The 24,989-nt window shown below is 71.5% G+C and carries 25 protein-coding genes; 15 read left to right on the forward strand and 10 right to left on the reverse strand.

All coding sequences use genetic code 11. From position 1 onward, the window contains the following. Positions 1-31: 31 nt before the first annotated feature. The 7 genes from OV090_RS16765 to OV090_RS16790 all read left to right on the forward strand — a co-directional run bounded on the left by OV090_RS16765 (position 32) and on the right by OV090_RS16790 (position 5,031). On the forward strand, positions 32-646 hold the full coding sequence (locus OV090_RS16765; protein WP_267704693.1) for a hypothetical protein: 615 nt from the start codon (positions 32-34) through the stop codon (positions 644-646). 177 nt (positions 647-823) lie between these two features. After that, positions 824-1,603, forward strand: coding sequence for a serine hydrolase domain-containing protein (locus OV090_RS16770; RefSeq protein WP_346660365.1), 780 nt, complete (start codon positions 824-826; stop codon positions 1,601-1,603). Beyond that, on the forward strand, positions 1,531-1,959 hold the full coding sequence (locus OV090_RS50700; protein ID WP_346660366.1) for a serine hydrolase: 429 nt from the start codon (positions 1,531-1,533) through the stop codon (positions 1,957-1,959). Before OV090_RS16770 ends, OV090_RS50700 begins: the two co-directional genes overlap by 73 nt. Next, positions 1,922-2,137: a hypothetical protein gene (locus OV090_RS16775; RefSeq protein WP_267704694.1), complete on the forward strand. Its 216-nt coding sequence runs from the start codon at positions 1,922-1,924 to the stop codon at positions 2,135-2,137. Before OV090_RS50700 ends, OV090_RS16775 begins: the two co-directional genes overlap by 38 nt. A gap of 45 nt (positions 2,138-2,182) precedes the next feature. After that, the gene (locus tag OV090_RS16780) at positions 2,183-2,326 is read left to right on the forward strand and encodes a hypothetical protein (RefSeq protein WP_267704695.1); all 144 of its coding nucleotides are present in this window, start codon (positions 2,183-2,185) and stop codon (positions 2,324-2,326) included. A 537-nt stretch (positions 2,327-2,863) separates the two neighbouring features. Next, positions 2,864-3,847, forward strand: a complete 984-nt coding sequence (locus tag OV090_RS16785; protein WP_267704696.1) for a WD40 repeat domain-containing protein — start codon at positions 2,864-2,866, stop codon at positions 3,845-3,847. A 173-nt stretch (positions 3,848-4,020) separates the two neighbouring features. Beyond that, a complete protein-coding gene (locus OV090_RS16790; RefSeq protein ID WP_267704697.1) occupies positions 4,021-5,031 on the forward strand; it encodes an NAD(P)-dependent oxidoreductase in 1,011 nt (336 codons plus the stop codon). Between the two features lie 4 nt (positions 5,032-5,035). Here OV090_RS16790 and OV090_RS16795 read toward each other — a convergent pair whose 3' ends face one another. Beyond that, positions 5,036-6,448 (reverse strand): PLP-dependent aminotransferase family protein, encoded by a 1,413-nt coding sequence (locus OV090_RS16795; RefSeq protein WP_267704698.1) that lies wholly within the window; start codon positions 6,446-6,448, stop codon positions 5,036-5,038. A gap of 139 nt (positions 6,449-6,587) precedes the next feature. On the opposite strand from OV090_RS16795, the gene OV090_RS16800 reads away from it, so the two are divergent. Genes OV090_RS16800 through OV090_RS16810 form a run of 3 tightly spaced genes read left to right on the forward strand, consistent with a single transcriptional unit; the run spans position 6,588 to position 8,013 of the window. Then, positions 6,588-6,959 (forward strand): GNAT family N-acetyltransferase, encoded by a 372-nt coding sequence (locus OV090_RS16800; RefSeq protein ID WP_276600658.1) that lies wholly within the window; start codon positions 6,588-6,590, stop codon positions 6,957-6,959. A 1-nt stretch (position 6,960) separates the two neighbouring features. Beyond that, a complete protein-coding gene (locus tag OV090_RS16805; protein ID WP_267704700.1) occupies positions 6,961-7,578 on the forward strand; it encodes an NAD(P)H-dependent oxidoreductase in 618 nt (205 codons plus the stop codon). A gap of 3 nt (positions 7,579-7,581) precedes the next feature. Then, the gene (locus OV090_RS16810; RefSeq protein ID WP_267704701.1) at positions 7,582-8,013 is read left to right on the forward strand and encodes a carboxymuconolactone decarboxylase family protein; all 432 of its coding nucleotides are present in this window, start codon (positions 7,582-7,584) and stop codon (positions 8,011-8,013) included. Positions 8,014-8,076: 63 nt separating this feature from the next. Here OV090_RS16810 and OV090_RS16815 read toward each other — a convergent pair whose 3' ends face one another. Both OV090_RS16815 and OV090_RS16820 read right to left on the reverse strand, forming a co-directional pair. Further along, positions 8,077-8,784: a class I SAM-dependent methyltransferase gene (locus OV090_RS16815; RefSeq protein ID WP_267704702.1), complete on the reverse strand. Its 708-nt coding sequence runs from the start codon at positions 8,782-8,784 to the stop codon at positions 8,077-8,079. A gap of 340 nt (positions 8,785-9,124) precedes the next feature. Then, positions 9,125-9,709 carry a superoxide dismutase gene (locus OV090_RS16820; protein ID WP_267704703.1) on the reverse strand — a complete coding sequence of 195 codons (585 nt, stop codon included), beginning with the start codon at positions 9,707-9,709 and terminating at the stop codon, positions 9,125-9,127. Positions 9,710-10,134: 425 nt separating this feature from the next. Here OV090_RS16820 and OV090_RS16825 point away from each other — a divergent pair, with 425 nt between their 5' ends. From OV090_RS16825 to OV090_RS16840, 4 genes are all read left to right on the forward strand, one after another. Further along, entirely contained in the window at positions 10,135-11,754 is a 1,620-nt protein-coding gene (locus OV090_RS16825) for a hypothetical protein (RefSeq protein ID WP_267704704.1), read from the forward strand. Positions 11,755-11,822: 68 nt separating this feature from the next. Continuing rightward, positions 11,823-12,863: a hypothetical protein gene (locus OV090_RS16830; protein ID WP_267704705.1), complete on the forward strand. Its 1,041-nt coding sequence runs from the start codon at positions 11,823-11,825 to the stop codon at positions 12,861-12,863. Next, positions 12,860-15,196 carry a TonB-dependent receptor gene (locus OV090_RS16835; protein WP_267704706.1) on the forward strand — a complete coding sequence of 779 codons (2,337 nt, stop codon included), beginning with the start codon at positions 12,860-12,862 and terminating at the stop codon, positions 15,194-15,196. The genes OV090_RS16830 and OV090_RS16835 overlap by 4 nt, the downstream gene beginning before the upstream one ends. Before the next feature lie 145 nt (positions 15,197-15,341). After that, positions 15,342-15,719 carry a DUF202 domain-containing protein gene (locus OV090_RS16840; protein WP_267704707.1) on the forward strand — a complete coding sequence of 126 codons (378 nt, stop codon included), beginning with the start codon at positions 15,342-15,344 and terminating at the stop codon, positions 15,717-15,719. A gap of 54 nt (positions 15,720-15,773) precedes the next feature. Here the strand turns inward: OV090_RS16840 and ftsA are convergent, their stop codons facing one another. From ftsA to OV090_RS16860, 4 genes are all read right to left on the reverse strand, one after another. Further along, on the reverse strand, positions 15,774-17,042 hold the full coding sequence (ftsA, locus tag OV090_RS16845) for a cell division protein FtsA (protein ID WP_267704708.1): 1,269 nt from the start codon (positions 17,040-17,042) through the stop codon (positions 15,774-15,776). 9 nt (positions 17,043-17,051) lie between these two features. After that, complete coding sequence (locus tag OV090_RS16850) at positions 17,052-18,254, reverse strand: FtsQ-type POTRA domain-containing protein (RefSeq protein ID WP_267704709.1); 1,203 nt, start codon at positions 18,252-18,254, stop codon at positions 17,052-17,054. 319 nt (positions 18,255-18,573) lie between these two features. Then, complete coding sequence (locus OV090_RS16855; protein ID WP_267704710.1) at positions 18,574-19,413, reverse strand: phytanoyl-CoA dioxygenase family protein; 840 nt, start codon at positions 19,411-19,413, stop codon at positions 18,574-18,576. After that, the gene (locus OV090_RS16860; protein WP_267704711.1) at positions 19,407-20,336 is read right to left on the reverse strand and encodes a LysR family transcriptional regulator; all 930 of its coding nucleotides are present in this window, start codon (positions 20,334-20,336) and stop codon (positions 19,407-19,409) included. The genes OV090_RS16855 and OV090_RS16860 overlap by 7 nt, the downstream gene beginning before the upstream one ends. A gap of 24 nt (positions 20,337-20,360) precedes the next feature. Here OV090_RS16860 and OV090_RS16865 point away from each other — a divergent pair, with 24 nt between their 5' ends. Then, positions 20,361-21,143: an SDR family oxidoreductase gene (locus tag OV090_RS16865; RefSeq protein WP_267704712.1), complete on the forward strand. Its 783-nt coding sequence runs from the start codon at positions 20,361-20,363 to the stop codon at positions 21,141-21,143. Positions 21,144-21,302: 159 nt separating this feature from the next. Here OV090_RS16865 and ftsZ read toward each other — a convergent pair whose 3' ends face one another. From ftsZ to OV090_RS16880, 3 genes are all read right to left on the reverse strand, one after another. After that, positions 21,303-22,796, reverse strand: a complete 1,494-nt coding sequence (ftsZ, locus tag OV090_RS16870) for a cell division protein FtsZ (RefSeq protein ID WP_276604449.1) — start codon at positions 22,794-22,796, stop codon at positions 21,303-21,305. A gap of 878 nt (positions 22,797-23,674) precedes the next feature. Continuing rightward, the gene (locus OV090_RS16875; protein WP_267704713.1) at positions 23,675-24,532 is read right to left on the reverse strand and encodes a shikimate dehydrogenase; all 858 of its coding nucleotides are present in this window, start codon (positions 24,530-24,532) and stop codon (positions 23,675-23,677) included. Between the two features lie 43 nt (positions 24,533-24,575). Next, entirely contained in the window at positions 24,576-24,989 is a 414-nt protein-coding gene (locus OV090_RS16880; RefSeq protein WP_267704714.1) for an ankyrin repeat domain-containing protein, read from the reverse strand.

A 24,989-nucleotide genomic window follows, 5' to 3' on the forward strand; every position in this document is an offset into this window, starting at 1 on the left:
TCTCACTCCTACGCTCTCCTCGAGGTGCCCCATGCTGCGTCGTCGCCTTCGTCTCCGCGCCCTGCACTCCCTCCTGATGGTCGTCGGCGCCTACCTCGGCTTGTGCAGCCTCGCGCCGGACGCCGAGGCCAGCGTGCTCGGCCGTCGCGGCATCGAGATCGAGGGCCCGCAGGACCGCCGCGGCTTCTTCATCGGCCCCGGCATCGGCTTCGGCGCCACGTACTTCGACAGCCCGCTGTTCGCCCGCACCTTCAACGAGGCGACCGCCTTCATCCCCGGCGGCCGCATCGAGCTGGCCCTCGGCGGCGGCGTCGGCAAGCGCCTCACGCTCGGCGTCAACCTCCACCTCGGCACGTACATGTCGAGCCGCTTCGGCCCCAAGGTGTTCTTCGGCGGCGACGTCGAGGCCAACGTCTTCATCGTCCGCGGCTTCTTCATCCGCACCGGTATCGGCATCGGCGGCGTGCCCCAGGGCGACGGCCGCCGCGTCCGCATGGGCGCCGGCGGCGTGGTGGGCCTCGGCTACGAGTTCTGGCTCAACGCCAGCGCCGCCCTCGGCGTCGCGCTGCTCTACGACATCCGCGCCGTGCCCGGCGACGGCCTCCGGCACACGCCGTACGTCGGGCTCCGCTTCGCGTGGTACTGACGAACGCTCCGGCAAAAACCCGCGCCGAGTTCACCGTCACGGCGCGGCCTCTCTCCGCCGAACCGCGACGGGGCTGACCCCGCGCCAGCGCTTGAACACCTCGCCGAACGACGGCAAGCTCTCGTCGACGCGCACTGCAGCGCGCGCACGGTCTTCTCGAGAGGTTGGTTCGGAGACATGGCGATCGCACCGGGCGAGGTTCTGCGCAGGTCGGGTCTCGGCGCGCTGCTGGTGACCTTCGCGTCGCTGGTCGGGTGCGACGCATCGGCGCGAGAGGAGGCGCCGGCTCGCCAGGAGGCCGCGCCTCGCGGCGAGCCGGCTGGGGACCCGGCGCCGGCCCAGCAGGACGCGCTCGCCGGGTTCATCGACGAGTACGCGCGGACGCACGAGTTCCACGGGACCATCGCGGTCCAGCAGCGCGGGGCCCTGCTCCATCGCCGCAGCTACGGGCTCGCCAATCGGCCGTTCGCGGTGCCTCACGGCGACGACACGAAGTACAAGGTCGCGTCGATCACCAAGCTGTTCACCGCGGCGCTCGTCCTGCAGCTGCGCGATCGGGGCAAGCTCGACCTCGACGCGACGATCCACACCTACCTACCGTCCTACGCCGGCGAGGCGGCGACGAAGGTCACGGTGCACCAACTGCTAAACCACACGTCGGGGATGCAGAACGCGGACGAGGGCGCCGATCCGGCGAAGGGGGTGCCCCACTACCAGACGCCGATGTCGAGCGACGAGCTGGTGCGCCGGTTCTACAGCGGGCCGCTGGCCGCCGAGCCGGGCCGCAAGTTCGACTACAACAACGCCGATTACGTGCTGCTGGGGAAGATCGTCGAGGCGATCCACCAGAAGCCGCGGGACCGCTCGGGCTGCGAGCGACGGGGATGCTGCGTCAGGCGGAGGTGGTCGAGCGGCTGGCCGATACGTACTTCTCCCGCGACGATTCGCAGTCGCTGACGAACGACCTGCCGGTGTACATGGAGAACTGGTTCGCCGCCGGGGCGATGGTCTCGACCGCCGACGATCTGTTGAAGTTCGCCGACGCGCTGTTCGCCGGCGCGCTGCTGCAGCCGGACAGCCGCGAGCGGATGCTGACCCCGGGCCTCGACGACTACGGCTACGGGCTGTGGATCGACACCGTCCCGGCGGGCGGAAAGATGGTCCGCGTGTACCGCCGCCCGGGCCAGATCATGGGCGCGCAGACGATGCTGATCCGCTACCACGAGCTCGACCTGACGAGCGTGGTCCTCGGCAACGCGAGCAACACGAGCCCCGATGAATTCGCGTTCGCTATCGGCCGCCGGTTCTTGTAGGGCGAAGCGAATTGAATCGTCGGCCGGCGCCACCGGCTCCGACACCGACCGCGACCGCAACTGTGCCAGCGACGGCGGCCACCGCACGCGCGTGGCGATAGCCGCGACTGTGCAGCGCGTGCAGCTGCTCGGCCGCGAGCGCGACGCGGGCCTGCGCTTCGACTACGCGCAGGCGTAGGTCCGCGCCCGCGCCTACGAGGAGGCCGCGCGCGAGCTGGCGTGGTTGGGCGATCAACTCGACGAACTCGACGGCCGCGAGGCCGTCCCGGAGTCGACGCTCTGCTCGGCGATCGCCGAGGTGGAGCGCGCCGAGCCGTCCACCTCGACCATCTTCGCCAGCCGCCGCCGCCTCGAACGCCGCCACTGACGACGACCGACGGTCTCGGCGCCCATCAAGACGGCGAGACGCTCGGCGGAGTTTGCAGGCGATCTGCGCGACCTCGTCGACCCGCCCCCCACACGTCCTGGTGCTCGCTGACGACCGCGCCGTTCGGAAAGAGCGCAAACCGGGAGGGCGAAGCTCGCGGACATGTATCAATGTCCTATCGGACATGTCCCAAACTACATACTCCGTGAGCGCCCCCGCGGCGCTTGCCCCGGGCTCCACGGCGGACTACTCTGAATCTCGCTCGTGTCCCCCGCAGCGACCCCTCCGCAGCCCTGCCTGCGCCTCCGCAGGGCGATCGCGCTGGCGCTGACGGCCGCGTGCGGCGCAGCCGAACCGCCGCGAGCGGCCGCAGGCGTCGAGGCGGCTTCGCCGCGAACAGAGGCCGCACCCGCGCCGGTCGCCGTCGCGCCGGTCGCCGAGCCGCTCCCGGAGCCACCGCGGCGCGCCGCCCTTCGCTTCGAGGAGGTGGACGTCTACGGGACGGCGTGCGCCAGCATCCACTCGCTCGTCTACTCGATGGGCTTCAGCCCCGACGAGCGGACCTTCTTCACGCTGCACGACTCCGGCGATCAATGCGTGTACCAGGTCGTCGACGGACGACTCGTGAACCAGCGGCGGATCGCGCCGGCACGGCCGATCGAACACGATGGCTGGCTGGCCTATCCGTTCGACGTGCCGCTCGGCCCAGACCGCCGCTGGGGCATCACCTTCTCCAACGACAACGAGCCCCTGATCTGGCGGATGGGAACCCGCCGGCCGCCCTGGGGCCTCGTGCCGTTCCCCGACGATACGGTCTACGAAGCGGTGCTGACCGATGACGCGTTGATCTTGCAAAACCATAAAGGCGCCGTCGGGGTCTGGTCGCTGGCCACTCGGCGTCGGCACAAGTTCACCGCCGTGCATGAGGAGCGGTCGCTGATGGCCGTACGCGACGACGGCGGCGCCCTCGCGCTCGCGGGCTCGGCGATCGCGGCCTGGGATCTCGAGACCGGCGCCGAATTGCTGCCGCGCACGCCGCTCTCGCGGCCCATCACGGCGGTCGCGTTCGTGCGCGACACCCCGCGCCTCATCGCCGTCGATCAGGACGGCGGATACCACGAGTGGGACCTGTCGACGCCCGACCCTGCCGAACACGCGGTCCATCGCGACCTCGGCAAGGCACTCGCTAAGGTATGGTTCCTCGACGGCGGTGCGGCGCTCGTCGGCGTCGGCGGCGGAAAGGTGGCGATCTACCGCGCCCTCGGACCCGAGCGCACGATCGAGGTCCGCCGGCTCGCGGAGGTCCGCGCCAGCGACGAGTGGCTGCAGGCCCATGTCTCGCGCGCCGGCAAACGCTTCGTGCTCGACGCCGGGGACACGACGTGGATCGTGAACTCGGCCGACGCCCGGATCGAAGCGAGGCTGTCCGGCGACACCTGTCGCAGTGGCCCGTGGGCGATCGACGAGGCCAGTACGCTGGTGTCGGATGGAGGGGCCCACCTATGCGTGTGGCTGCCGTGAGCGCGCCGCGCCGTCAGCAGATCATGCCGTACGCGGGACCTTCCTCGCTCGTCAGCGAAATCATGGCAGTCGATGGATCTGCCCCCCAACGTCACGGACGCCAGGCGCGGGCGCCCCGGTGGTGCTAGGGTTCGTCGCCGCACGGGTCCGTACGGCCCCAGGCAGGACCTATCATGAAGCTCCTCGTCACCGGCAGCACGGGTCATCTCGGAGAGGCGCTGGTCCGCACGCTCCGCGGCGACGGCCACGACGTCGTCGGCCTCGACCGCCTCGCCTCGGCCTTCACCGACATGGTGGGTTCGATCGTCGACCGTGCCACAGTCGCGCGGGCGATCGCTGGTGTCGACGCCGTCGTTCACACGGCGACCCTGCACAAGCCGCACGTGGCCACTCACACGCGCCGCGAGTTCGTCGACACCAACATCACCGGCACCCTCAACCTCCTCGAGGAGGCGGCGGCGGCGAGGGTGCGGGCGTTCGTCTTCACCAGCACCACCAGCGCTTTCGGCCGCGCCCTCACGCCCCCGCCGGGCGCGCCGGCGGCGTGGATCACCGAGACCGTCCCGCCCGTGCCGCGCAACATCTACGGCGCCACCAAGGTCGCCGCCGAGGACCTGTGCGAGCTCGTCCACCGCGACACCGGCATGCCGTGTCTGATCCTCAGGACCTCGCGCTTCTTCCCCGAAGACGACGACGACGCGACGACACGGCGCGACTACCCCGACGACAACGCCAAGACCAACGAGTACCTGTTCCGTCGCGTCGAGCTCGAGGACGTCGTCTCGGCCCACCTGCGGGCGCTCGAGCGGGCGCCGGCGATCGGCTTCGGCCGCTACATCGTCAGCGCGACGACGCCGTTCAGCCTCGACGACCTCCCGGCCCTGCGGGAGGACGCCCCGCGCGTGGTCGCTCGCTTGTTCCCCGAGTACGCGGCCGAGTACGCGCGCCGCGGCTGGCGCATGTTCCCCACCATCGATCGCGTCTACGTCAATCAGCGCGCACGCGACGAGCTCGGCTGGCGGCCGCGCCACGACTTCGATGCAGTGCTGGGTCGCCTGCGCGCCGGCGAGGAGCCGCGCAGCGCGCTGGCTCTCGCGGTCGGTTCGAAGGGCTACCACGACCGTAGCTTCGCCGAAGGGCCGTACCCGGTGCTGCCCCACCGGCGCCCCGCCGCAGCCGAGTGAGCTGTCACGGACGCCAGGCCGCCCGCAGCTTGTCCACCAGGCTCCGCGCCATCGTCGGGCTGGTGACATTGGTGAAACCGAGCAGCAGCCCCGGCTCGACCGGGTGCTGGTGCTGCCAATCGCTCAATGCTTGGATCTCCAGGCCCGCTCGCCGCGCCGCGCGGGCCAGCGCGCGGTCGTCGGTGCGGCCCTGCAGACGCACCAGCAAGTGCATGCCGCCGGCCTGCAGCTCGACGCGGAGGCGCGCGCCGAACACCGCCTGCAGGGCCTCGACCACCGCCGCCCGCCGCTGCGCGTAGAGGTTGCGCATCTTCTTCACGTGACGGGCGAAGTGACCCTCGAGCATGAAGTCCGCGACGACCTCCTGGACGAGCTGGGGGCACCCGCCGTGAAAGGCGGCGCAGGTCGCCTCGAAGCGGGGCACGTCGGGCTCGGGGACGACGACGTAGGCGAGGCGCAGCGAGGGCAGCAACACCTTGCTGAAGGTGCCGGCGTAGTACACGACGCCCTCGCGGTCGAGGCTGGCCAGCGCGGGCAGCGGCCGGCCCTGGTAGCGATATTCGCCGTCGTAGTCGTCCTCGAGCACCCGGGCCCCCGACCCTGCGGCCCAGGCGATCAGCTCCAGACGCCGCGGCAGGGCGAGGGCGACCCCCAGCGGCGATTGATGCGAGGGCGTGACGACCGCGAGCCTGGCCCGCGCGGCGGCATGGCGGCCCTCCGCGACCTGCAAACCCGCGGCATCGACCGGCACCGGCACGACGCGGGCGCCGTGCGTCTCGAGCAGCAGTCGCGTCGGCGGAAACCCGGGATCTTCGATCCACGCCGCGTCGCCCGGACGCACCAGAGTGCGCGCCACCAGATCGAGGGTGTGACGATAGCCGACTGTGATGAATACCTGCGCCGGGGCGCAGCGGACGCCGCGCGAGAGCGCCAGGTGGGCGGCGATGGCCTCGCGCAGACGCGGCTCACCCGCGGGCGCGGGGTAGCCGTCGTCGAGTCGGTCCGCGTCGCGCAGCCGACGAGCGGTCAGGCGCGACCACAGCGCGTGCGGGAAGGCGTCGAGCGCCGGCAGGCCGAGCTGGAACGGACGCACCGAGCGTGGGCCCGGCAGCGCCGCGGCAGGAGCGGCCGGACGGGGGCGGCCGAGCCGCGCCGCGTGCGGACCGATGGGCGCCACGCGGGTGCCCGCCTGGCCCTGCGGCAGCAGATAGCCCTCGCCGATCAACAGGTCATAGGCAGCCTCGACGGTGCCGCGCGCGAGCCCCAGAGCGCTCGCCAGGCCGCGGATCGACGGCACCCGATCGCCGGGCCGCAGCCGACCGTCGGCCACCGCGTCGCGGATGCGCGCGTAGATCTGCCGGTAATAGGGAGAGTCCTCGGAGAGGTCGAGCGTCAGCGAAAATCGCGAAGCCGACATGTCCCAGTGATTTTCGCAGATCTTGGCTCTCCCGGCCAGGACATGGTCCGCACATACTCGCTGCGTGACGATCGCAAACGACGAGGTCTCGCTGCGCCACGCGGAGCACGACGACGAGCTCCGCGCCTGCTACACGCCGATGCTGGCCCTGCGACCGGGCCTGCGCGACGCCGAGGAGCTGCTGACGCGGATCCGCCGCCAGCAAGCGCAGGGGTACCGCTTGCTGGCCGCCTGGCGCGGCGGCGAGGCGCTCGGGCTCGCCGGCTACCGCGAGCAGGACAACCTGATCTACGGCCGCTTCGTCTACGTCGACGACCTGGTGGTGCGAGAGGACGTCCGCCGCGAGCAGCTCGGCGAGCGGCTGCTCACCGCCGTCGCCGACGAAGCGCGTCGCCTCGGCTGCGCCCGGCTGGTGCTCGACACCGGCCTGGGCAACGCGCTGGCGCAGCGCTTCTACTTCCGCCAGGGCCTGCTGGCGGTCGGCATGCACTTCGGCCGGAGCCTGGTCTGACATGCCGGCGATCCTCGCAATCGACGCCAGCCCCCGCGGCCCGGCGTCCCACAGCGGGCAGGTCGGCCGGATGGTGGTGGAGCGCCTGCTGCGGCGCTCGCCCGGCGCTCGCCTGATCGTCCGGCCCATCGGCGTCGAGCCGCTGCCGCACATCGACGCGGCCTACGCCGCGGCGATGGAGACGCCCGAGGCGCGCCGCACGGTCGCAGACCGGCAGGCGCTGGCGCGCTCGGAGGCGTTGATCGCCGAGCTCGAGGCGACCGACCGCCTGGTGATCGCTACGCCGATGCACAACTTCACGGTGCCCTCCACACTGAAGGCGTGGATCGATCACGTGGTGCGGGCGCACCGCAGCTTCGCGCTGACGCCCCAGGGCAAGCAAGGCCTGCTGGCAGACCGGCCCACCTACGTGATCGTCAGCGCCGGCGGCGTCGTGTCCGGCGAGGGCCCGCGCCAGCCGGACTTCGTCACGCCGTACCTGCGCCACGTCCTGGCGGTGATCGGGATCCACGACGTCCAAGTTCAAATGCTCGAGGGCCTCGTGCGCGGCCCGGACGCCGTGCAGGCCGCGGAGCGGAGCGCACGCGCGTGGCTCGATCGACAACTCCCGGAGGAATGAAACATGACGATGCAACGGTACGACTACGCCAAGCTCTCGCCCGAGGTGCTCCAGGGCTTCTACGCCGCCCACGCCGCGCTCCTGCGCGGTCCGCTCGGACGGCCGCTGATCGACCTCGTGTACCTGCGGGTGTCGCAGATCAACGGCTGCGCGTATTGTCTGGAGATGCACTCGAAGTCGTTGCGGGACGACGGCGAGACGGCCCAGCGCATCGACGTCCTCGCGGGCTGGCGAGTGAGCGCGGCCTACACTCCCCGCGAGCGCGCGGCGCTCGAGTGGGTCGAGGCAGTGACGGACATCGCCCACACCCACGCGCCCGACGCGAGCTACGCCGCGCTCGCCGAGCACTTCAGCGAGCGCGAGGTCTCCGACCTGACTCTGGCGATCGCCTTGATGAACGCGCTGAACCGCGTGGCGATCGCCGCGCGCCGGTGATCCCGGGCGCTCGTCACTCGCGTCCGCGAAGTCCGGGACCTCCGACGAGGATCCCGGGAGCGCTCACACGCGGACGGAAAATTCTGTCCCGTCGGCCAGGTGGAGCGTCGACGAGCGGAAGCCGTGGGCGGGGTCTTGCATGTACGCGACGTACGGCGCGAGGTCTCGCTTGAACGTGAAGATGTTGTCGCCGATGACCACGCCGCCGGGGCGGACCTGCGGGCCGAGCATGCGGATGATCGGCAGATACAGGTCCTTCCAGCCGTCGAGCAGCACCATGTCGATCGCGCCCAGCGGCTCCTGCAGCGTCTGCAGCGCGTCGCCCTCGCGGATCTCGGCGAACGCCTCGAGCCCCGCCTCGCGGAGGTTCGCGCGCGCCTGCGCGACCTTCTCGGGCACCAGCTCGGTGCCGATCACGAGCCCGCCGCCGTTGTCGCGCACCGCCGCGGCGAAGTAGATTGTGGAGATCCCGAACGACGTGCCGAACTCGACGATCCGCCGGGCGCCGAGCGCTCGCGCGACCAGGTAGCACAGCGCCCCTTGCTCGGGCGACAGCGGCAGGTACAGGTCCTTGGCGATCTCGGACATCTCCTCCGCGCTCGGGCGCCGCCGCAGCAGCGAGCCGCGCAGCAGCGCCGGCACGAAGCGACGGACGATCTGCAGCCGTTGCCCGGCCGCCGCGCCGTGCAGCCGCTTCAGCACGGCCTGCACGCGAGAGTCGCCGAGCACGGCGCCAGGAGGACTGAGTTCAGGCGAGAACGGGAGCTTCATGGCGCGCAGGTCAACACAGCCCCGGCCGGCTGTCGAGCGACGCCGCGTCGCAGGGTCCGGAGACCTCGAAGCTCGACGCACTACCCTGAGCGATCGAGGCTATCTCAAAAAAGTCGCCCACCGCCTGTTACTCGACGAAAGTAGGATGCCGCGAGTTCGAATTCCATCGAACGCTGGGACCAACTACACACCGCGCTGAGTCACTGCCGCACTACGATGATTCGCAACCATTGAGAAGAGCCCTCGGACCAGCGCAGAGCCCCGGCACATGACCTTCACGCCATGGTGGAACGCGCGCGACGAGCGTGCATCGCTCGTCGCGCCCGTCCCGGGCGACGGCTCAGCGGCCGCTGAGGTTGCCGGCGACGAAGTCCCAGTTGACCAGGTGGTCGAGGAACGTGTCGATGTACTTCGGGCGGGCGTTGCGGAAGTCGATGTAATAGGCGTGCTCCCACACGTCGATGGTCAGCAGCGCCTTCTGGCCGTGCTTGAGCGGCAGGTCGGCGTTGCCGGTCTTGGTGACCGCCAGCTTGCCGTTGTCGACCACCAGCCAGGCCCAGCCGGAGCCGAACTGCGTCGTCGCGGCGGCCGCGAACTGCTCGCGGAACTTGTCGTACGAGCCGAAGTCGCGGTCGATCGCGGCCGCGAGCTCGCCGGTGGGGCGCCCGCCGCCGTTCGGCCGCATCGAGTGCCAGTAGAACGTGTGGTTCCAGACCTGCGCCGCGTTGTTGAACACGCCCCCGTCGCTGCGCTGGATGATCTCCTCGAGCGACAGCGCCGCCTCGGGCTTGCCCTCGAGCAGCTTGTTCAGGTTGTTGACGTAGGCGGCGTGGTGCTTGCCGTGGTGGTACTCGAGCGTCTCGGCGCTGATGTGGGGGGAGAGCGCGTCCTTGGCGTAGGGCAGTTCGGGGAGGGTGAACGGCATCGGCAGATCCTCGGGGGTGCGGGTGAGACGGGGCCCGCAGGTCACGGGCCGGGGTTTCGGGGTCGCCGTTGCATTAGCAGAGGTCACGGCCGGTGACTGCGCGCTGGTTATCAAATTGGCAGATTGCCAATCTATTGGCAGCGCGGCGCCCCGCCCCATTTCCCCACGAACGCCCGCAGGAATCGGTCCGGGCCTGCGGTGGCATCAATGTCCGGCTCGCGCCGCGTCCCGGCGAATGCGTTCTGCCAGCAATCCGCCGCTGCCGCCGCCCGCGCCGCGCGAACCGGCGCCTCGGTCGTTTTCTCCGCGCGGGCGCGAGCGCCTCGCGGCTCGCGCCGCGCGCGCACGCCCGTCCTGGGCCTGCGGGCGCGCGCCCTCGCCCCCCGCGGCCCCTGTGTTTTCGCGTACCTTCGACTGGCATCACCATGTCTGCCCCGACCGCCGCCACCACTGCTTTCGACATCCACCGCGAGGAGGACGGACGGAGCTTGCTCGCCGCCATGCGGGCGCGCTTCGAGGCCGCCACCGCGGCGGGCGGCGTGCCGCTGTTCACCAGCGCGGCCGGCGATCTGTGGGGCACCTTCCTCGCGGCCGTCCCGGAGCCCCTGCGGCAGTGGCACGATTGCGCCGCGTGTCGTCGGTTCTTCGAGCGGCACGGCGGGCTCGTGCGCGTCGGCGACGACGGCGAGCTCGTCTCGGTGCTGTGGGAACCGTCCGGCGTGCCGCCGGTGTACGTCGCGGCCGTCACTGCGCTCGCGCAGGCCGTCACGCGCGCCCCGATCGACGGCGTGTTCCTGTCGTCGCAGCCGCATTGGGGGCAGCCGCGCACCGGCGATTGGTGGCACCTCTCGCTCGAGCCCGCGCCGGCGCTTTTGTACCGCGCCTCGCCGGTGCGCACCGCCTCGCAGGCGGCCGCCGAGCGGCGCGTCGACCGTGAGACCCTGCTGCGCGGCCTCGCCGAGTTCCCGCTCGAGCTGGTGCGGCAGGCCCACGCGCTGCTCACCACCGACAAGCTCTACCGCTCCGAGGCGTGCATCAGCGTCGCCGCGTGGTTGCTCGCGCTGCACGAGCGGCTGGCCGCCACCGCCAACCAGCGCGCGCGCGACAACCTCGTGTGGCAGGCCGTCGCCGCCGCGCCGGCCGGGTTCCCGCGCGTGCGCAGCACGATGATCGGCACCTTGCTCGAGGACCTCGCCGCCGGCCTTTCGTTCGAGACGGTCAAGCACCGCTTCGACGCCAAGATGCACCCGCTCGCCTATCAGCGGCCGACGGCGGCGCCGAGCGCCGGCAACATCGCCCGCGCCGAGGAGATCGTCGCCAAGCTCGGGGCCGCGGGCTCGCTCGAGCGGCGGTTCGCTCGCATGTCCGACATCGTCCCGCTGTGGGTGCCGGCGCCGGAGAAGCCCGCGCGCGAGGAGCGGGGCGTCTTCTCGCACCTGCGCGAGCGGGCCTCCGCGACCACGTGGCACGACGTCCCGCCGACCGTCATGACGTGGGACAAGTTCTCGCGCACCGTCTTGCCGAGCGCCGAGGGGCTCGAGTTCCTCGTCCCCGACCGCTCCGATTCGTACCTCGGGCTGGTGACCGCCCAGAACCCCGACGCCCCGCCGATCGTGCAGTGGGACCGCGAGGGCGCGCGCAACCCGGTCACCTGGTACCTCTACGTCGACGGCTCCGCCCCGGCGCGCTGGAACTTGAAGCCCGGCCAGTTCCATCCGGTCACGGCCGTCACCTATCAGCCGTCGATGTGGGGCGACGCGGCCAAGTTCCCGCACCATGGCCAAAAGGTCATCTTCATCCTCAAGGGCGCGAAGGACCTCCAATACACCGGCGGCGCCGGCTTCTTCCCCTCGTTCCTCAAGAGCGAGTACCACGAGATCCGCAGCACCCTCGAGGCCTACGCCAAGAGCGCCGTCGTCGCGGGCAAGGACGAGGCCGAGGCGTGCGGGATCTGCCTGCAGAAGGGCACCACCTGGGACTACACCTTCCGCGTCGCCGGCAAGGGCGGCGTGCGCCTCGTCTACAAGCTCGACCGCTGGGACTGACGCCGCGAAGCATGCGCAAAGCCGCCGCGGTGGCACGCCGTGGCCCCGTCGAGTAGGGTGAGGTCTGCATGCGCACCCTGGCTCTGGGCGCCGCGATCCTGTGCGGCGCCGCCTGCATCCCCTTCGAGCCTTATTGGTGGATTCAGGACGCGAGGCTGTTCGGCTCGCGCATGACCGTCGTCGAGCCCGGCGGCTACTCGACGCTGCTCAAGGTGCCGCCCGGTCAGCAGCGGGCCTCGGCGCTGCCGCTCGACACCGTCGAGGTCGAGTGGCTGTACGCCGCCAGGGAGGACATCGAGGTGCAGCCGCCGATCTGGCTGGCGTGCACCCGGCCGGGCTGCATCGAGGCGTTCTACAACCGCGGCCACGGGCTCCTCGACTGCCCGCAGCCGCTGCCGTTCGACATCCCGTGGGCGTGCCGCCTCGGCGAGGGCCACAAGATCCGCTTCGGCTTCGCCAGCGCCTTCACCCTCGAGCTCGACGGCGCGTTCGCCGGCCTGTCGCTGCTGACGATCGGCAGTCGCACCCCCGAGGTCCCGTCGGCCACTTGCCTCGAGCGCTACCAGAAAAGCCCGCACGTCGGCCTCGAGCAGTGCCTGATCGGCCGCGACGTGCACGTGCCCGGGCCGCTGTGGGCCGTCTTGCCGTTCGCCCCGGAGCTCGGCGAGCTGCCGCTCGCGGTCATCACCCAGGCGCCCGACACTCACCCCGACGTCATCGGCTTTCGCGTGTCGCGGGAGCGCGGCGCCGACCGCATCGAGCTGCTCGTCGAGCCCGAGGACACCGTGCTCGTCGAGCCCGGCGAGCGCGTCACGGTCCTGCCGCTGCTCGCCGGCGGCGGCGCGCAGGAGTACATCGACCTCGTCGATCCCGACGGCACCGGCCCCGAGCCGACCGAGCTGGTGCATCAATCCGAGTTTCTCCAGCTCGAAGTGGCCATGTCCGCGCTCGTCGAGGAGTTCGGCGCGCCCACCCGCTACGACCCCAACGCGGACATCGAATGGGTCGTGCCGGAACACCCCGAGCCGCTGACGATGTTCCTCTCGGCCCGTGACGATCGCGCCGGCGCGAGCTTCGCTCGCCTGCACTTCGCCAGCGACACGCCATGATCGCGGCGGCCCTCCTCGTCGTCCTCGCCGCCGCTCCGGCGCCGTCGAAGGCCGCGCCCGCGGCCAGCGAGCGCGCCGCGCGAGCGACCGTCCAGGGCACCCTGCGCAGCGCCGGCGAGCGCACCCCGATCGCCGGCGCCAAGGTCTTCGCCACCGCGCGCCGCGGGCCGGCGTGGACGCGCGAGGCCGTGTCGGGCGAGGACGGTCGGTTCATCCTCACCGACCTGCCGGCGCAGGACTTCATCCTCACCGTCGTCGCCGCCGAGCACCAGCGCCTCGAGCAGCCGACGACCGCCCCGTTCTGGCGCCGGCGCAAGCCGCCGGTGATCTTCTTGCAACCCGCGGGCACCGGCAGCTATCGCACGATCGTCCAGCAGGAGCGGACCGTCCGCCCGAGCCCGTTCAGCGCCCGCCTCGCGCCCGACGAGATCCAGGGCCTCCCGGGCAGCCAGGGCGACCCGCTGCGCGCGCTGCAGAACCTGCCCGGAGTGGCGCGCGCCCCCGGCGGCCTCGGCCTGCTGGTGCTGCGCGGCGCGAACCCCAATCAATCGCAGGTGTTCTTCGGCGAGCACCCGCTGCCGCGCGCCTTCCACGTGCCCGGCCTCGCCAGCGTGGTCCAGACCGGCGTCCTGCAGGACCTGCAGTACGTCCCCGGCAGCTTCTCCAGCCACTACGGCAACGCGGTGGCCGGCGTCGTCACCATGACCCCGCGGGTCGGCCGGCGCGACGGCCTGCACGGCCACGCCAAGCTCGACATCACCTCGGTCGGCGGCCTCGTCGAGGGCCCGCTCGGCAAGGGCTCGTTCCTGATGGCCGCCCAGCGCGGCTACCTCGACCTCGCGCTCAAGGCCCTGCCCTCGGACGTGCGCGGCGACCAGTTCATCCGCCCGCGCTACAACGATTATCAGTTGATCTTCGACCACCCGGTCGGGAGCGGCGGCACCCTCACCGCGCGGGTCCTCGGCGCCACCGACGACATCCGCTACCCCGATTCGACCTACAGCCCCGGCTCGAACTTCGCCCTGCGCGCCGGCTTCCACCGCTTCGACCTCAGCTACCGCAAGCGCCACGGCACCTGGGACTTCCTGCTCGCGCCGGCGATCCGGCTCGACCGCACCGTGTTCGAGACCAACGAGCTGTACCGCCGACGCAGCGACGTCGTCGGCCTGCTGCGCGCCGAGGTGACGGCCCGCCCGTCGCGGCGGCTGATGCTGACGCTCGGCCTCGACACGCAGATCGATCGCTACACCACCCGCATGCACGTCGAGCCGTCGCAGTGGGCCCCGCCGGACTCCCAGAACTACGACACCCGCGACCGCGGGGTCGTCACCACCAGCGGCGTGTACGTGTCGGCGCAGCTCGGCAGCAGGCGCTTCACCCTGTTCCCGGGCCTGCGGATCAACGCGTTCACCGGCAAGGACAACGCCGCGTTCGCCGTCGACCCGCGCGTGCTGGCCCGCGTGGTCGCCCACGACCGCGTGACCCTGCAGTTCGGCGCCGGCCTCTACTCGCAGGCCAGCCAGCGCAAGTACGAGGAGACCTCGGGCTTCATCTCCAACTCCGAGAGCCCGTACGGCGGCACCACCTCGATCGCCGGCTACAGCCCGCTGGTCCTGCCGGGCGCGCTGCGCTTCCTCGACGCGCGGCTCGAGTTCGACCCGCACGGCCGCGTCGGCGCCGCCCGGGCCGCCCAGCTCAGCGCCAACATCCACGTCGACATCACCGGCACCCTCGGCTTCGACGGCACGGTCTTCTACCGCCACGTGCGCGACAACCTGCCGCGCCCGGCCACGAACCCGACCGCGCCCGACATCGTCACCGAGACCTACGGCGTCGAGGCGATGCTGCGCCACGACCTCACCGCGCGGCTGTTCGGATGGGTCGCCTACACCTTCATGCGCTCGAGCCTCGGCTACGCCGACTGGCGACCGGTGCGGCCCGATCTGCCGGCCGACTTCGACCAGCGGCACAACCTCGTGCTGCTGCTCGGCTACAAGCTGCCGCGGCGGTGGACGATCGCCGGCCGCTTCCGCGTGGTCACGGGCCTGCCCTACACGCCGCGAGTGGGGGCGCAGATCGAGGAGGGGCTGGGGATCCGTCCGCTCGACGGGCCGGTCAACAGCGCCCGCCTGCCGGTGTTCCACCAGCTCGACATCCGCATCGATCGCACGTGGATCTACAAGCGCGCCACGGTGGCGGCGTACCTCGACGTGCAGAACCTTTACAACCGCCAGAACCCCGAGGGCGTGCTCTACAACTACGACTTCTCCGCCCAGCGCGCGGTCGTCGGCGTGCCGATCCTGCCGGTCCTCGGCGTGCGCGTCACCTATTGAGGCGACGACTTCGACGCGGACGCCCGCACCAGCGAGCTCGTCCGTGCCGCGCCCGCGGGATCGCCGTATGGAGCGCGAGTCACCGAGTTGCACGGCCGTGACGCGGGCGTGGCATCCCCGTGATGCGGCGCTAAGCTCCCCGCGCATGCCCGACGACAAGGTTCAACCTGCGCTGCTGCAGGCCCGCCTCGCCAACGAGCGCACGCTGCTCGCGTGGCTGCGCACGGCGGTCGCGCTGATGGGCTTCGGCCTGATGGTCGCGCGGCTCGGCGTGTTCCTCGACACCCTCGGCCGGGCCACCCACGACCAGGTCCGCGCCGCCGGCCAGTCGCGCTGGACCGGCGCGGCCCTGCTGATCACCGGCAGCATCATCGCCATCATCGGCTACCACCGCGTCCGCGCCTACGCCAAGGTCATCGACCCCCGGCGCGGCCCGCCCGGCGACCGCGGCCTCTACTTCACCGCCGCGCTCGTCATCATGCTGGGCGTCAGCCTGGCCACCTTCGTCGTCGTCATGTACTGAAGGGCATGTCCTCGCAGACATGCCCTCCAGAACAGGCTCGAAGGGGCACGCCCCTCAGAACATGTCGCGCATCCAGCCGACGAAGCGCTTGCCGATGCCCGGGCGGCGCTCGCCGCGGGGCTGCTGGACCTCGACGGCGGCCATCGGCTGGTGGGCCGCGCCGTAGAGCACGAGGCCGACGCCGGTCGAGAACTTGGGGTCCTGGATGACCTGGGCGAACCCGCCCTCGGTGAGCGACGGCTGGCCGCGGCCGAAGCTGGCCCCGTGGACCGGCACGCCGCGGCGGACCGGCATCTGGAACACGTCCTCGACGATCTCGGTCATGCCCTCCATCTGCGAGCCGCCGCCGGTGAGGACGATGCCCGAGCCGGCCATCTCCATCATCCCGGACTTCAGCAGCTCCTCCTGCGCCATCAGCAGGATCTCCTCGACGCGCGGCTCGATCACCTCGCCGAGGAAGCGGCGGGGGAACGCCCGCGGCGGGCGCGGGCCGACCCCGGCCACCTCGACCACCGCGTCGCCCTCGATCATGCTGACGAGCGCGCAGCCGTGGCGGCGCTTGATCGCCTCGGCCTCGGCCACGCTGGTGTGCAGGCCGTGGGCGACGTCCTGGGTGATGCGGTGGCCGCCCATGACGATCACCGAGGTGAACACGTTGGTGCCCTCGGAGTAGATGGTCAGGTCGGTGGTGCCGCCGCCGATGTCGATCAGCACGACGCCGAGCTCGCGCTCGTCCTCGTGGAGCACGCTGATCGCCGAGGCCAGCGGCTGCAGCACGACCTCGACGACGTCGAGGCCGGCGCGGTTACAGCACTTGATGATGTTCTGGACGCTGGTCGTGGCGGCGGTGATGACGTGGGCGCGGGCCTCCATGCGCACGCCGCTCATGCCGATCGGGTCCTTGATCTGGCCCTGGCCGTCGATCATGTACTCGAGCGGCAGGGTGTGGATGATCTGGCGGTCGAGCGGGATGTTGACCGCCTTGGCCTGCTCGAGCACCCGCGCGACGTCGGCCTCGGTGACCTCGCGGTTGCGCATGCTGACCTGGCCGAGGCTGCTAAACCCGCGGATGTGACCGCCGGCGATGCCGACGAACACCGACTGGACCTCGACGGCGGCCATCTGCTCGGCCTCCTGGACCGCCTGGGCGATGCTGTTGGTGGTCGCCTCGATGTTGACCACCACGCCCTGGCGCAGCCCCTCCGACGGACAGGTCCCGACGCCGATGATATCGATGCCGTTCTCGGTCACCTCGCCGATGATCGCGGCGACCTTGGTCGTGCCGATGTCGAGTCCGACGATCACTTCTCCGACTTCTGCCATGACTCGTTCCTAGTCGTACTTCGGGATCCCGGAAGCAAATTTGTTGCCGGAGGCGGCCTTCTTCTTCTTGCCTTTGCTCTTGGCCGGCTTGCTCGGGCCGCTGGCCGGCGGCGCCGCAGCGGCTGGCTCTTGGGCAATGTCCTTCGAGGCAGGCTTGTGGGCGCCGGCCCCGCGGGCCAGCACCGCGGCCTCGGCCTCGGCGTCGAGGAAGCTGGCGACCACCCGCTCCGGCGTGCCGGGGGCGGCGTCGAGGTCGAGGTGGACCACCGCGAGCTGCTCGGCCCGCTCGCCGAGCGCCGCGCGCAGGGCGTCGAAGCGGGCCAGCTTGGCCGCGACGTCGCCGCGGCCGAGCCGCAGCGCGGCGCCGGTCTTGGCGGTGTACAGCTCGACCGCCCCGCCCTGGTCGACGTGGACCTCCGACAGCCGCGGCCGCGCCGCCTGCTGGTAGGCCGTCAGCGCGTCCAGGCCGCGGCGGATCGCCGACTGCGCCCGCGCGTCGCCGGCCACCAGCTGCTCGCGGTCGACGCCGGTGATCACCGGCAGCTCGCCGCGCTCGCCCTCCTCGAGCCGCTTGAACGGCACGCCGTCGCGGTCGATCAGGTAGAAGTAACCCGACAGCAGCGCCGCCGCCGCCTCGTGCTCCTCGACCTCGACGATCAGCGTGTCGGGCAGCGAGCGCTGCACGCTGGCGCGCTTGACCCACGGCTCGGCGGCGATCTTGGCCTGCAGCGCGTCGGTGTCGACGGCGAGGATGTTGGTGCCGGGCTCCAGGCCGAGCAGCGACTGCAACCTGTCCACCGGGACATGTGGCGTCGCCTGGTAGACCAGCGACTTGGCCTCGAAGCGGGCCGAGGTGGTCACGAACTGATAGCTGGCCTGGACCGCCAGCAGCACGCCCCAGGCCAGGCTCACCGCGATCGCCAGGCGAGCGGCGAGGCTGAACAGCCGGCGGCCGCGCGCGCCGACCCGCGGGACCGCGGCGACGAGGTTCTTCAGGCCCGCCCGCGGCACGTGGATCGCGGGCTTGGCCCCGGCCCGCGGGGCGTCGACGCGACGATTGACCCGCGAGCCCGCGCGGCTCGCAGTCACCGCCGGCTTGCGCGCGACTGGCGTGGGCGCCGGCACCGGCCGCGGCCGCGCCTGCTGCACCCGTCGGTTCTGCTTGCGCGCCGCCGCGGCGTTCGCGCGAGGGCTGTTGTTGAAGAGACCCATGGCGAAGGGAGCGAGCCTGGCGACTATCAGGCGCCCCATGTGTGGGCAAGAAATCGGCGCCATGTGGGACTGAACATCCGCGCAAGCGCGCGCTCGCGGCGCGATGAAGCGCGCGGCCGCGCGAGGCGAGGCACCTGGCGCGAAGGACAGGTTCGTGAGCAGCTCGCGCCGGGCGCGGCGATCGGGCACGACATGTCCCGGAGGCCAGGTCCTGCGGTTCGACCGAGCTGCACATCCGGACAGGCCTGTGCGCATCCGCCGTCTGCGGCGGCCCGACCGTCCGCGCACCCGTCAGCTGTCCCCGAGGACAGGCGTCGCGCTACAGCGCGAAGTCCCCGAGCTGCGGCCGCTGCAGCCAGTTGCGCGAAGACCACCCCGCGCCCTTCTCGGCCGCGTGCATCGTGAAGGCGTGGCGCGACGCCGCCGAGTGGTTGTGCGAGCTGCGGTGCGGCAGGTGATCGTGGAACACCACCACGGTGCCGGCCGGCACCTCGAGCGCGACCGCCTGCGCGTCGGTGGGCCAAGGCGTCGCGTCGATGGTGTGCAGCGTGCCGGTGCGGCTGCTCCAGTCGACCTCGTAGCGCTCGCGCAGGGGAGTGCGGTGGCCGCCGGGCTGCACCCACAGGCAGCCGTTGTCGCGGTGCGCGTCCTCCAGCGCGACCCACAGGCCGGTCACGCACGCCGGCTCGCTTATCAGATACGTCGCGTCCTGATGCCAGCGGACCTCGCCGCCGATCCGCGGCTGTTTAAAAATAAACATCGTCTGCCACAGCACCGGCGCGGCGTAGCCGAGGTCGCGCAGCAGCTCGCCGAAGCAGGCCTGGCGGCAGAACTCGCGGAACTCGGGCACGAGGTCGTGCAGCGCGTGGCCGATCTTGTTGATCGCCAGCCGCGGCGGGCAGACGAGCCGACCTTCGGCGTCCCGCGCCCCCTCCTCGAGGAAGCAGCGCACGCCCTCGGCCGAGGCGAAGAACACGTCGTCGCGGCCGGCGTCGCGGTCCTTGGTGGTGAAGACGGTGCGCTCGGCCTCGGGGTCGAAGCGGTCGACGATCGCCAGCGCCGCGCCGCGGATCGACGCCAGCGCCTCGGCGGCGATCAGGCGCGGCAACACCACGAACCCCTGCTCGCGGAACTCGTCGACTCGCTCGCGGCTCAGCATCGGCTGCCATCCTTACCCGTCGCCAGCGTCTTGGCGGCGGCGAAGATCTGCTGGCGCAGCCACAGGTGGCCCGGGTCGTCCTGGTGGCGCTCGTGCCACACCTGGCGCACCGTGAAGCCCGGGACCGCCAGCGGCGGCGCCAGAGTGCGCAGATCGAGGGCCGGGCCGAGCCGCCGCACCAGCCGCGCCGGCGTCGTCAGGACGAGGTCGGAGCTGGCGACGATGAGCGGCGCCGCCAGGAAGTGCGGCACGACCAGGGCGATCTGCCGCGCGTGCCCGAGCTCGGCCAGCTGCTCGTCGACCACGCTCTGCGACCCGCCGCGCACGCTGACCAGGACGTGGCGCAGGCGCAGGTAGGTCGCCAGGTCGATGGTGCGCTTCACGTCCGGGTGGCCCTTGCGGCACACGAGCACCATCTCCTCCGAAAACAGCGCCTGCTGCTGCAGACCGGGGCTGTTCTCGAACACCACCCCGAGAGCGACGGTGATCGCCCCGGTCTCGAGCGGCGCGGCCACGTCGCTGACCAGCGGGTGGACCCGCAGCTGCACCCCCGGCGCCGCCGCCGACACGCGGGCGAGCAGCGGCGGCAGCAGCACGGCCTCGATGTAGTCGGTGCTGGCGAGCACGAATTCGCGGCGGCTGGTCCTGGGGTCGAAGCGGGCCGAGTTGCTCAGGAGGGCGCCGACGTCGCGCAGGGCGGCCCGCAGCGGGACCAACAGCTGCTCGCCGCGGGCGGTAGGGATCATCCCCCCGCGGGTGCGGACCAGCAGCTCGTCGCCGAAGGTCGCGCGCAGGCGCCCCAGGGCGTGGCTGGTAGCCGAAGCGGTCAGCCCCAGCCGCGCGCCCGCCCGGGTGACGCTGCGCTCGCTGAGCAGGGCCTCGAGGGCGACCAGCAGGTTGAGGTCGACGCCCTGCAGTTGCACGCCGTGCATCCTATCATGAAGACGATGCGCTTGCTGCAACTCCGCCGCGGCCGCACGATGGCGGCCGAGGACGACGACATGAGCAAGCGAATCATCCTGATCACCGGGGCGTACAAGGGCATCGGCTTCGAGACCGCGCGGCAGCTGGCGCGCGAGGGCCACACGGTCATCGTCGCCGCGCGCGACGCCGCCAAGGCCGAGGCCGCGGTCGCCCAGCTGGCCGGCGAGGGGCTCGGCGCCGAGGCCGTCGCGCTCGACGTGACCGACGCCGCCTCGATCGCCCGCGCCGCCGAGCAGGTCGGCGCCCGCCACGGCAAGCTCGACACCCTGGTCAACAACGCCGGCGTCGTGCAGGAGGGCTGGGGCACCACCACCAGCCAGACCACGCTCGACCAGTGGCGCGGCACCTTCGAGGCCAACGTGTTCGGCCTGGTCGCGGTGACTCAGGCGTTCCTGCCGCTGGTCCGCAAGAGCGAGGCCGGCCGGATCGTCAACGTCAGCAGCATCCTCGGCTCGCTGACCCTGCACGCCGACCCGTCGTCGCCGATCTACGACATGAAGTCGGTCGCCTACGACACCTCGAAGGCCGCGGTCAACCAGTACACGATCCACCTCGCCCACGAGCTCCGCGACACCGGCATCAAGGTCAACGCGGCTCACCCGGGGTGGGTCAAGACCGACCTCGGCGGCGAGCAGGCGCCGATGGAGGTCGAAGACGGCGCCAAGACCAGCGTGTGGCTGGCCACCCTGCCCGCGGACGGCCCGACCGGCGGCTTCTTCCACATGCGCGACCGGCTGCCCTGGTAATTCGTAGCGCTCGCGGAGAGCTGTGCGAAGGGACATGCCCGATCGGGCATGTCCCTTTTGCCATGCGCGCGCGAGCGGCCGAGTCAACGAGCCGCGCACATGCGAAAAGGGACATGCTCCAAGGAGCATGTCCCTCGCGTCAGGCGCCGGAGGCCGACTTCAGCGGATGAAGCCGTTCTCGTCGCGGCGGCGCAGGAACGCCGGGATCTCGCTCGGGTCGCTGCCGACCGCGGGCGGCTCGACGCGCTGCGACTGGCGCAAGCCCTGATGGCCCTGCTGCTGCGGGTGGACCTGCTGCTGCGGGTGGACCTGCTGCTGCGGGTGGACCTGCTGCTGCGGGTGGACCTGCTGCTGCGGGTGGACCTGCGGGTGGACGGGCGGGTGGACTTGCGGCGCGCTCGGCTGGCCGATCACGCCCGAGCGGCTCATGCTCGACGAGCTGGCCGAAGGGACAGGCACCGAGGTGGCCCGCTCGTGGACGCCGAGGCGCTCGACCATCGACTGGCGCAGGCTGCTGGAGCTCTGCTGCGGCTGCGGCGGCGGCTGCTGCGGGTTCGCGGCGAACATCGGGTTCTGCTGCACGGGCTGCGGGCTCGGCATGCCGAACGGGACCTGGACCTGCGAACGGCGCTTGCCCGGCGGGCTCGTCATGGACGAGCGGATGACCTGCTCGAGCTCCTCCTCGGCCGGCGCGTGGCGGTCGAAGCCGGTGGCGATGACGGTGATGCGCAGCGCGTCGCCCATGTTGTGGTCGATGACGGCGCCGAAGATGATGTTGCAGTCCTCGTGGGCGGCCTCCTGGATCAGCGAGGCGGCCTCCTCGACCTCGTGAAGCTTGAGGTCAGGACCGGCGGTGATGTTGATGAGGATGCCCTGGGCGCCGTGGATCGTGACGTCCTCGAGCAGCGGCGAGCTGATCGCCTGCTGGGCCGCCGCGAGCGCGCGACCCTCGTCGTGGCCGATGCCCATGCCCATCAGCGCGCGGCCCTGGCCGCTCATGATGGTGCGCACGTCGGCGAAGTCGACGTTGATGATGCCCGGGACGGTGATGAGGTCGGACACGCCCTGGGTGGCGTGCTGCAGCACCTCGTCGGCCAGGCGGAAGCTGTCGAGCAGGCTGGTGTTCGAGGAGGTGACCTGCAGCAGGCGATCGTTCGGGATCGTGATGAGGGTGTCGACGGCCTTCTCGAGCTTCTCGATGCCGGAGTCGGCGAACCGCAGGCGACGCTTGCCCTCGAAGCGGAACGGCTTGGTGACGACGCCGACGGTCAGCGCGCCCATCTCCCGCGCGATCTGGGCGATGATCGGCGCGGCGCCCGTGCCGGTGCCGCCGCCCATGCCCGCGGTCACGAACACCATGTCGGCCCCGCGCAGCGCCTCGGCGATCTCGTCGACGCTCTCGAGCGCAGCCTCGCGGCCCTTCTCCGGGTTGGCGCCCGCCCCGAGCCCGCGCGTGACGTCCTTGCCGAGCTGGATCACGGTCTGGGCCATGCTCTTCTCGAGCGCCTGCACGTCGGTGTTCGCCGTGTAGAACTCGACGCCCTCGACCTTGTTCGTGATCATCGTATTGACGGCGTTGCCTCCAGCCCCGCCGACGCCGATGACCTTGATCTTCGCCTGTTGAACGATTTCCTCGAGTTCGAACTGCGCCATACTGCCTGCCCACTTTCCCGCCCGGCCTGGCCTGACGGTCATGTGCTTCGCTTCTCGAACTACGCACTTATCCGAGGCGATCGCCCATTGCAAAAAATTTGTGTTCTTCGCAGGGGTATGTAGTCGCGTGTAGGTCCGACTCATACCCCAGCAAACCAGGCCCAGGCGCCCGAGCGGCGGCTAATTCACCGCGTAGATCGTCCATTCGGGCGTAGGGTCGACCCCGCAGGCGGCCGACCGAGGTGTCTCATGGGACAGATTTTGCCTTCCGAACGTGCAGCCGGGCCCGCCGCCTGCGAGTCCGGCTCGAGGGCCTCGATCACACGCGATCGAGGCCGATCGTTTTTCAGGGAGATCGGACGCGCCAACCGATCCGAGGCGCACCGAGGCGGCTGTCCCCGCGGACAGAAAAGGTGATCAGGCTTTCAGGCCCGATCACAGCACCAGATCGATCGGCCAGGTTCGAGGAGCGCAGCAGGCGCGGCGACCATGCCCGAGCCCGATCGGCGGAGCAAATTTTCGGGCCTGCCGACCCCGGTGCAACGATTGCGGCCGCCCGAGATCCACGCATGCAGATCGGGGATCGGTCCCGAGAGACAGATCGCAATTCCCCCGCCAACCCCGGCTGTGCAGGCCAGAACGGCCCAGATCGGTCCCAGGGGACAGATCGCGATCCACCCCGCGGAGGCGAGGCCGCCCCCAGCCCCCAGCCCCGATCCGGCGATTCTCCGCCACGACACCGCCGATCGGTCCCCCGGGACAGATCGGTGATTCTCGGCCATTTGTCCGATCGGTCCTTCGGGACAGATCCGTCGAATCCCAGGCGGCCGGGCCGCCACGATCGGTCCCTCGGGACAGATCGGCGATTTGTCCGCGATTCAGCGCAGGGCGGCCCGCATGGCGGCGACGACCTCGGGCCCGAGCGAGCGACCGAGCCACAGCGCCTCGGCGAACACGCCCTGCCACAGCAGCATCTCGAGCCCGTCCTGGACCAGGGCCCCGGCCGCCTCGGCGAGGTCGAGCAGGCCGCCGGCAGGGCGCGGGTAGACGATGTCGACCACGCGCGCCCCGGGGGCCAGACCGGCCACGAGCGCGGTCGTCGGCACCGGGTAATCGGTCGGGCCGTGGGCCATGCCGACGGTGGTGCAGTTGACCAGCAGGTCGACCGCGCCGCCGCCGACTGCCTCCCAGCCGGCGGCGACGACGGGCCCGCCCGCCGGCAGCTCGGCCGCCAGCGCTGCCGGATCGCGGCTGACCCACAGGACATGTCCTCCGGGACCGAGCAGCTCGCCGGCGATCGCGTCGACCACCGCCCGCGCCGCACCGCCTGACCCGAGGACCATGGCTTTCTTCAAGACATGGTTTGAAGAGAGCTCGCGGACGGCTGCCGCGAAGCCGCGGCCGTCGGTGTTGTGGCCGACGATCGCGCCGCCCGCGAACACGAGCGTGTTGACTGCGCCGATCCGCCGCGCCTCGGGGCCGAGGTCGTCGCACAGGGCCAGCGCGGCCTGCTTGTGCGGCACGGTGAGGTTGAGCCCGCCGAACCCGAGCGCCCGGCCCCCGCGCACCGCCTCGGCCAGCCGCTCGGGGGCGACGTGAAACGCGAGGTAGCGGTGCGGCAGGCCGAGCGCCGCGAACGCGGCCGCGTGCATCGCCGGCGACCGCGAGTGCGCGACCGGATCGCCGAGCACCCCGAAGCACTTCGCCGCCACCTGCCCCGCGCTCGCCGTCGTCATCGCCGCGAGGATACCGGAGCGCCGCTCGAAACGCCTCGCGGTGCTAGCGCCGGTCCTTTCGGGGCACCGCGGCGAACTGCCGCACCACCGCCTCGAGGGCCTCGCCCCACATCTCCTGGCGCGCCCAGCCGTCGGCGGTGAAGCCGTTGTTCTCGGCGATCCACGGATCGCCGCCGCGGGCCAGCAGCTGGCGGACCAGCTCGACGCTCACCGCGCGCCCGTCGTGCACCGCGTAGTGCAGCGACGTGCGGCCGTAGCAGCCGCGCGCGTTCGGGTCGGCCCCGCGGGCCAGCAGCAACGCCGCGATCGCGGTCTGCTTCTGCCAGCAGGCGATGTGCAGCAGGGTGTCCTCGTCGCCCGTGCGCGCGGCGACCAGCCCCGGCTCGGCGTTCAACGCCTGCTCGACTGCCGCGAGCGAGCCTTGCTCCACCGCTTCGACGAGTTCGTCGGGTACCAC

The organism is Nannocystis sp. RBIL2 (assembly GCF_026626745.1).
Taxonomy (GTDB): domain Bacteria; phylum Myxococcota_A; class Polyangia; order Nannocystales; family Nannocystaceae; genus Nannocystis.

Coding starts and splice junctions, on each gene's coding strand:
- OV090_RS16830 (WP_267704705.1), top strand. CDS start 11,823: ATGCGCACCCTGGCTCTGGGCGCCGCGATCCTGTGCGGCGCCGCCTGC.
- ftsA (WP_267704708.1), bottom strand. CDS start 17,042: ATGGCAGAAGTCGGAGAAGTGATCGTCGGACTCGACATCGGCACGACC.
- OV090_RS16810 (WP_267704701.1), top strand. CDS start 7,582: ATGACGATGCAACGGTACGACTACGCCAAGCTCTCGCCCGAGGTGCTC.
- OV090_RS50700 (WP_346660366.1), top strand. CDS start 1,531: ATGCTGCGTCAGGCGGAGGTGGTCGAGCGGCTGGCCGATACGTACTTC.
- OV090_RS16790 (WP_267704697.1), top strand. CDS start 4,021: ATGAAGCTCCTCGTCACCGGCAGCACGGGTCATCTCGGAGAGGCGCTG.
- OV090_RS16850 (WP_267704709.1), bottom strand. CDS start 18,254: ATGGGTCTCTTCAACAACAGCCCTCGCGCGAACGCCGCGGCGGCGCGC.
- OV090_RS16765 (WP_267704693.1), top strand. CDS start 32: ATGCTGCGTCGTCGCCTTCGTCTCCGCGCCCTGCACTCCCTCCTGATG.
- OV090_RS16800 (WP_276600658.1), top strand. CDS start 6,588: ATGCTGGCCCTGCGACCGGGCCTGCGCGACGCCGAGGAGCTGCTGACG.
- OV090_RS16865 (WP_267704712.1), top strand. CDS start 20,361: ATGCGCTTGCTGCAACTCCGCCGCGGCCGCACGATGGCGGCCGAGGAC.
- OV090_RS16835 (WP_267704706.1), top strand. CDS start 12,860: ATGATCGCGGCGGCCCTCCTCGTCGTCCTCGCCGCCGCTCCGGCGCCG.
- OV090_RS16770 (WP_346660365.1), top strand. CDS start 824: ATGGCGATCGCACCGGGCGAGGTTCTGCGCAGGTCGGGTCTCGGCGCG.
- OV090_RS16840 (WP_267704707.1), top strand. CDS start 15,342: ATGCCCGACGACAAGGTTCAACCTGCGCTGCTGCAGGCCCGCCTCGCC.
- OV090_RS16795 (WP_267704698.1), bottom strand. CDS start 6,448: ATGTCGGCTTCGCGATTTTCGCTGACGCTCGACCTCTCCGAGGACTCT.
- OV090_RS16855 (WP_267704710.1), bottom strand. CDS start 19,413: ATGCTGAGCCGCGAGCGAGTCGACGAGTTCCGCGAGCAGGGGTTCGTG.
- OV090_RS16805 (WP_267704700.1), top strand. CDS start 6,961: ATGCCGGCGATCCTCGCAATCGACGCCAGCCCCCGCGGCCCGGCGTCC.
- OV090_RS16785 (WP_267704696.1), top strand. CDS start 2,864: ATGGGCTTCAGCCCCGACGAGCGGACCTTCTTCACGCTGCACGACTCC.
- OV090_RS16875 (WP_267704713.1), bottom strand. CDS start 24,532: ATGACGACGGCGAGCGCGGGGCAGGTGGCGGCGAAGTGCTTCGGGGTG.
- ftsZ (WP_276604449.1), bottom strand. CDS start 22,796: ATGGCGCAGTTCGAACTCGAGGAAATCGTTCAACAGGCGAAGATCAAG.
- OV090_RS16775 (WP_267704694.1), top strand. CDS start 1,922: ATGAATTCGCGTTCGCTATCGGCCGCCGGTTCTTGTAGGGCGAAGCGA.
- OV090_RS16820 (WP_267704703.1), bottom strand. CDS start 9,709: ATGCCGTTCACCCTCCCCGAACTGCCCTACGCCAAGGACGCGCTCTCC.
- OV090_RS16825 (WP_267704704.1), top strand. CDS start 10,135: ATGTCTGCCCCGACCGCCGCCACCACTGCTTTCGACATCCACCGCGAG.
- OV090_RS16815 (WP_267704702.1), bottom strand. CDS start 8,784: ATGAAGCTCCCGTTCTCGCCTGAACTCAGTCCTCCTGGCGCCGTGCTC.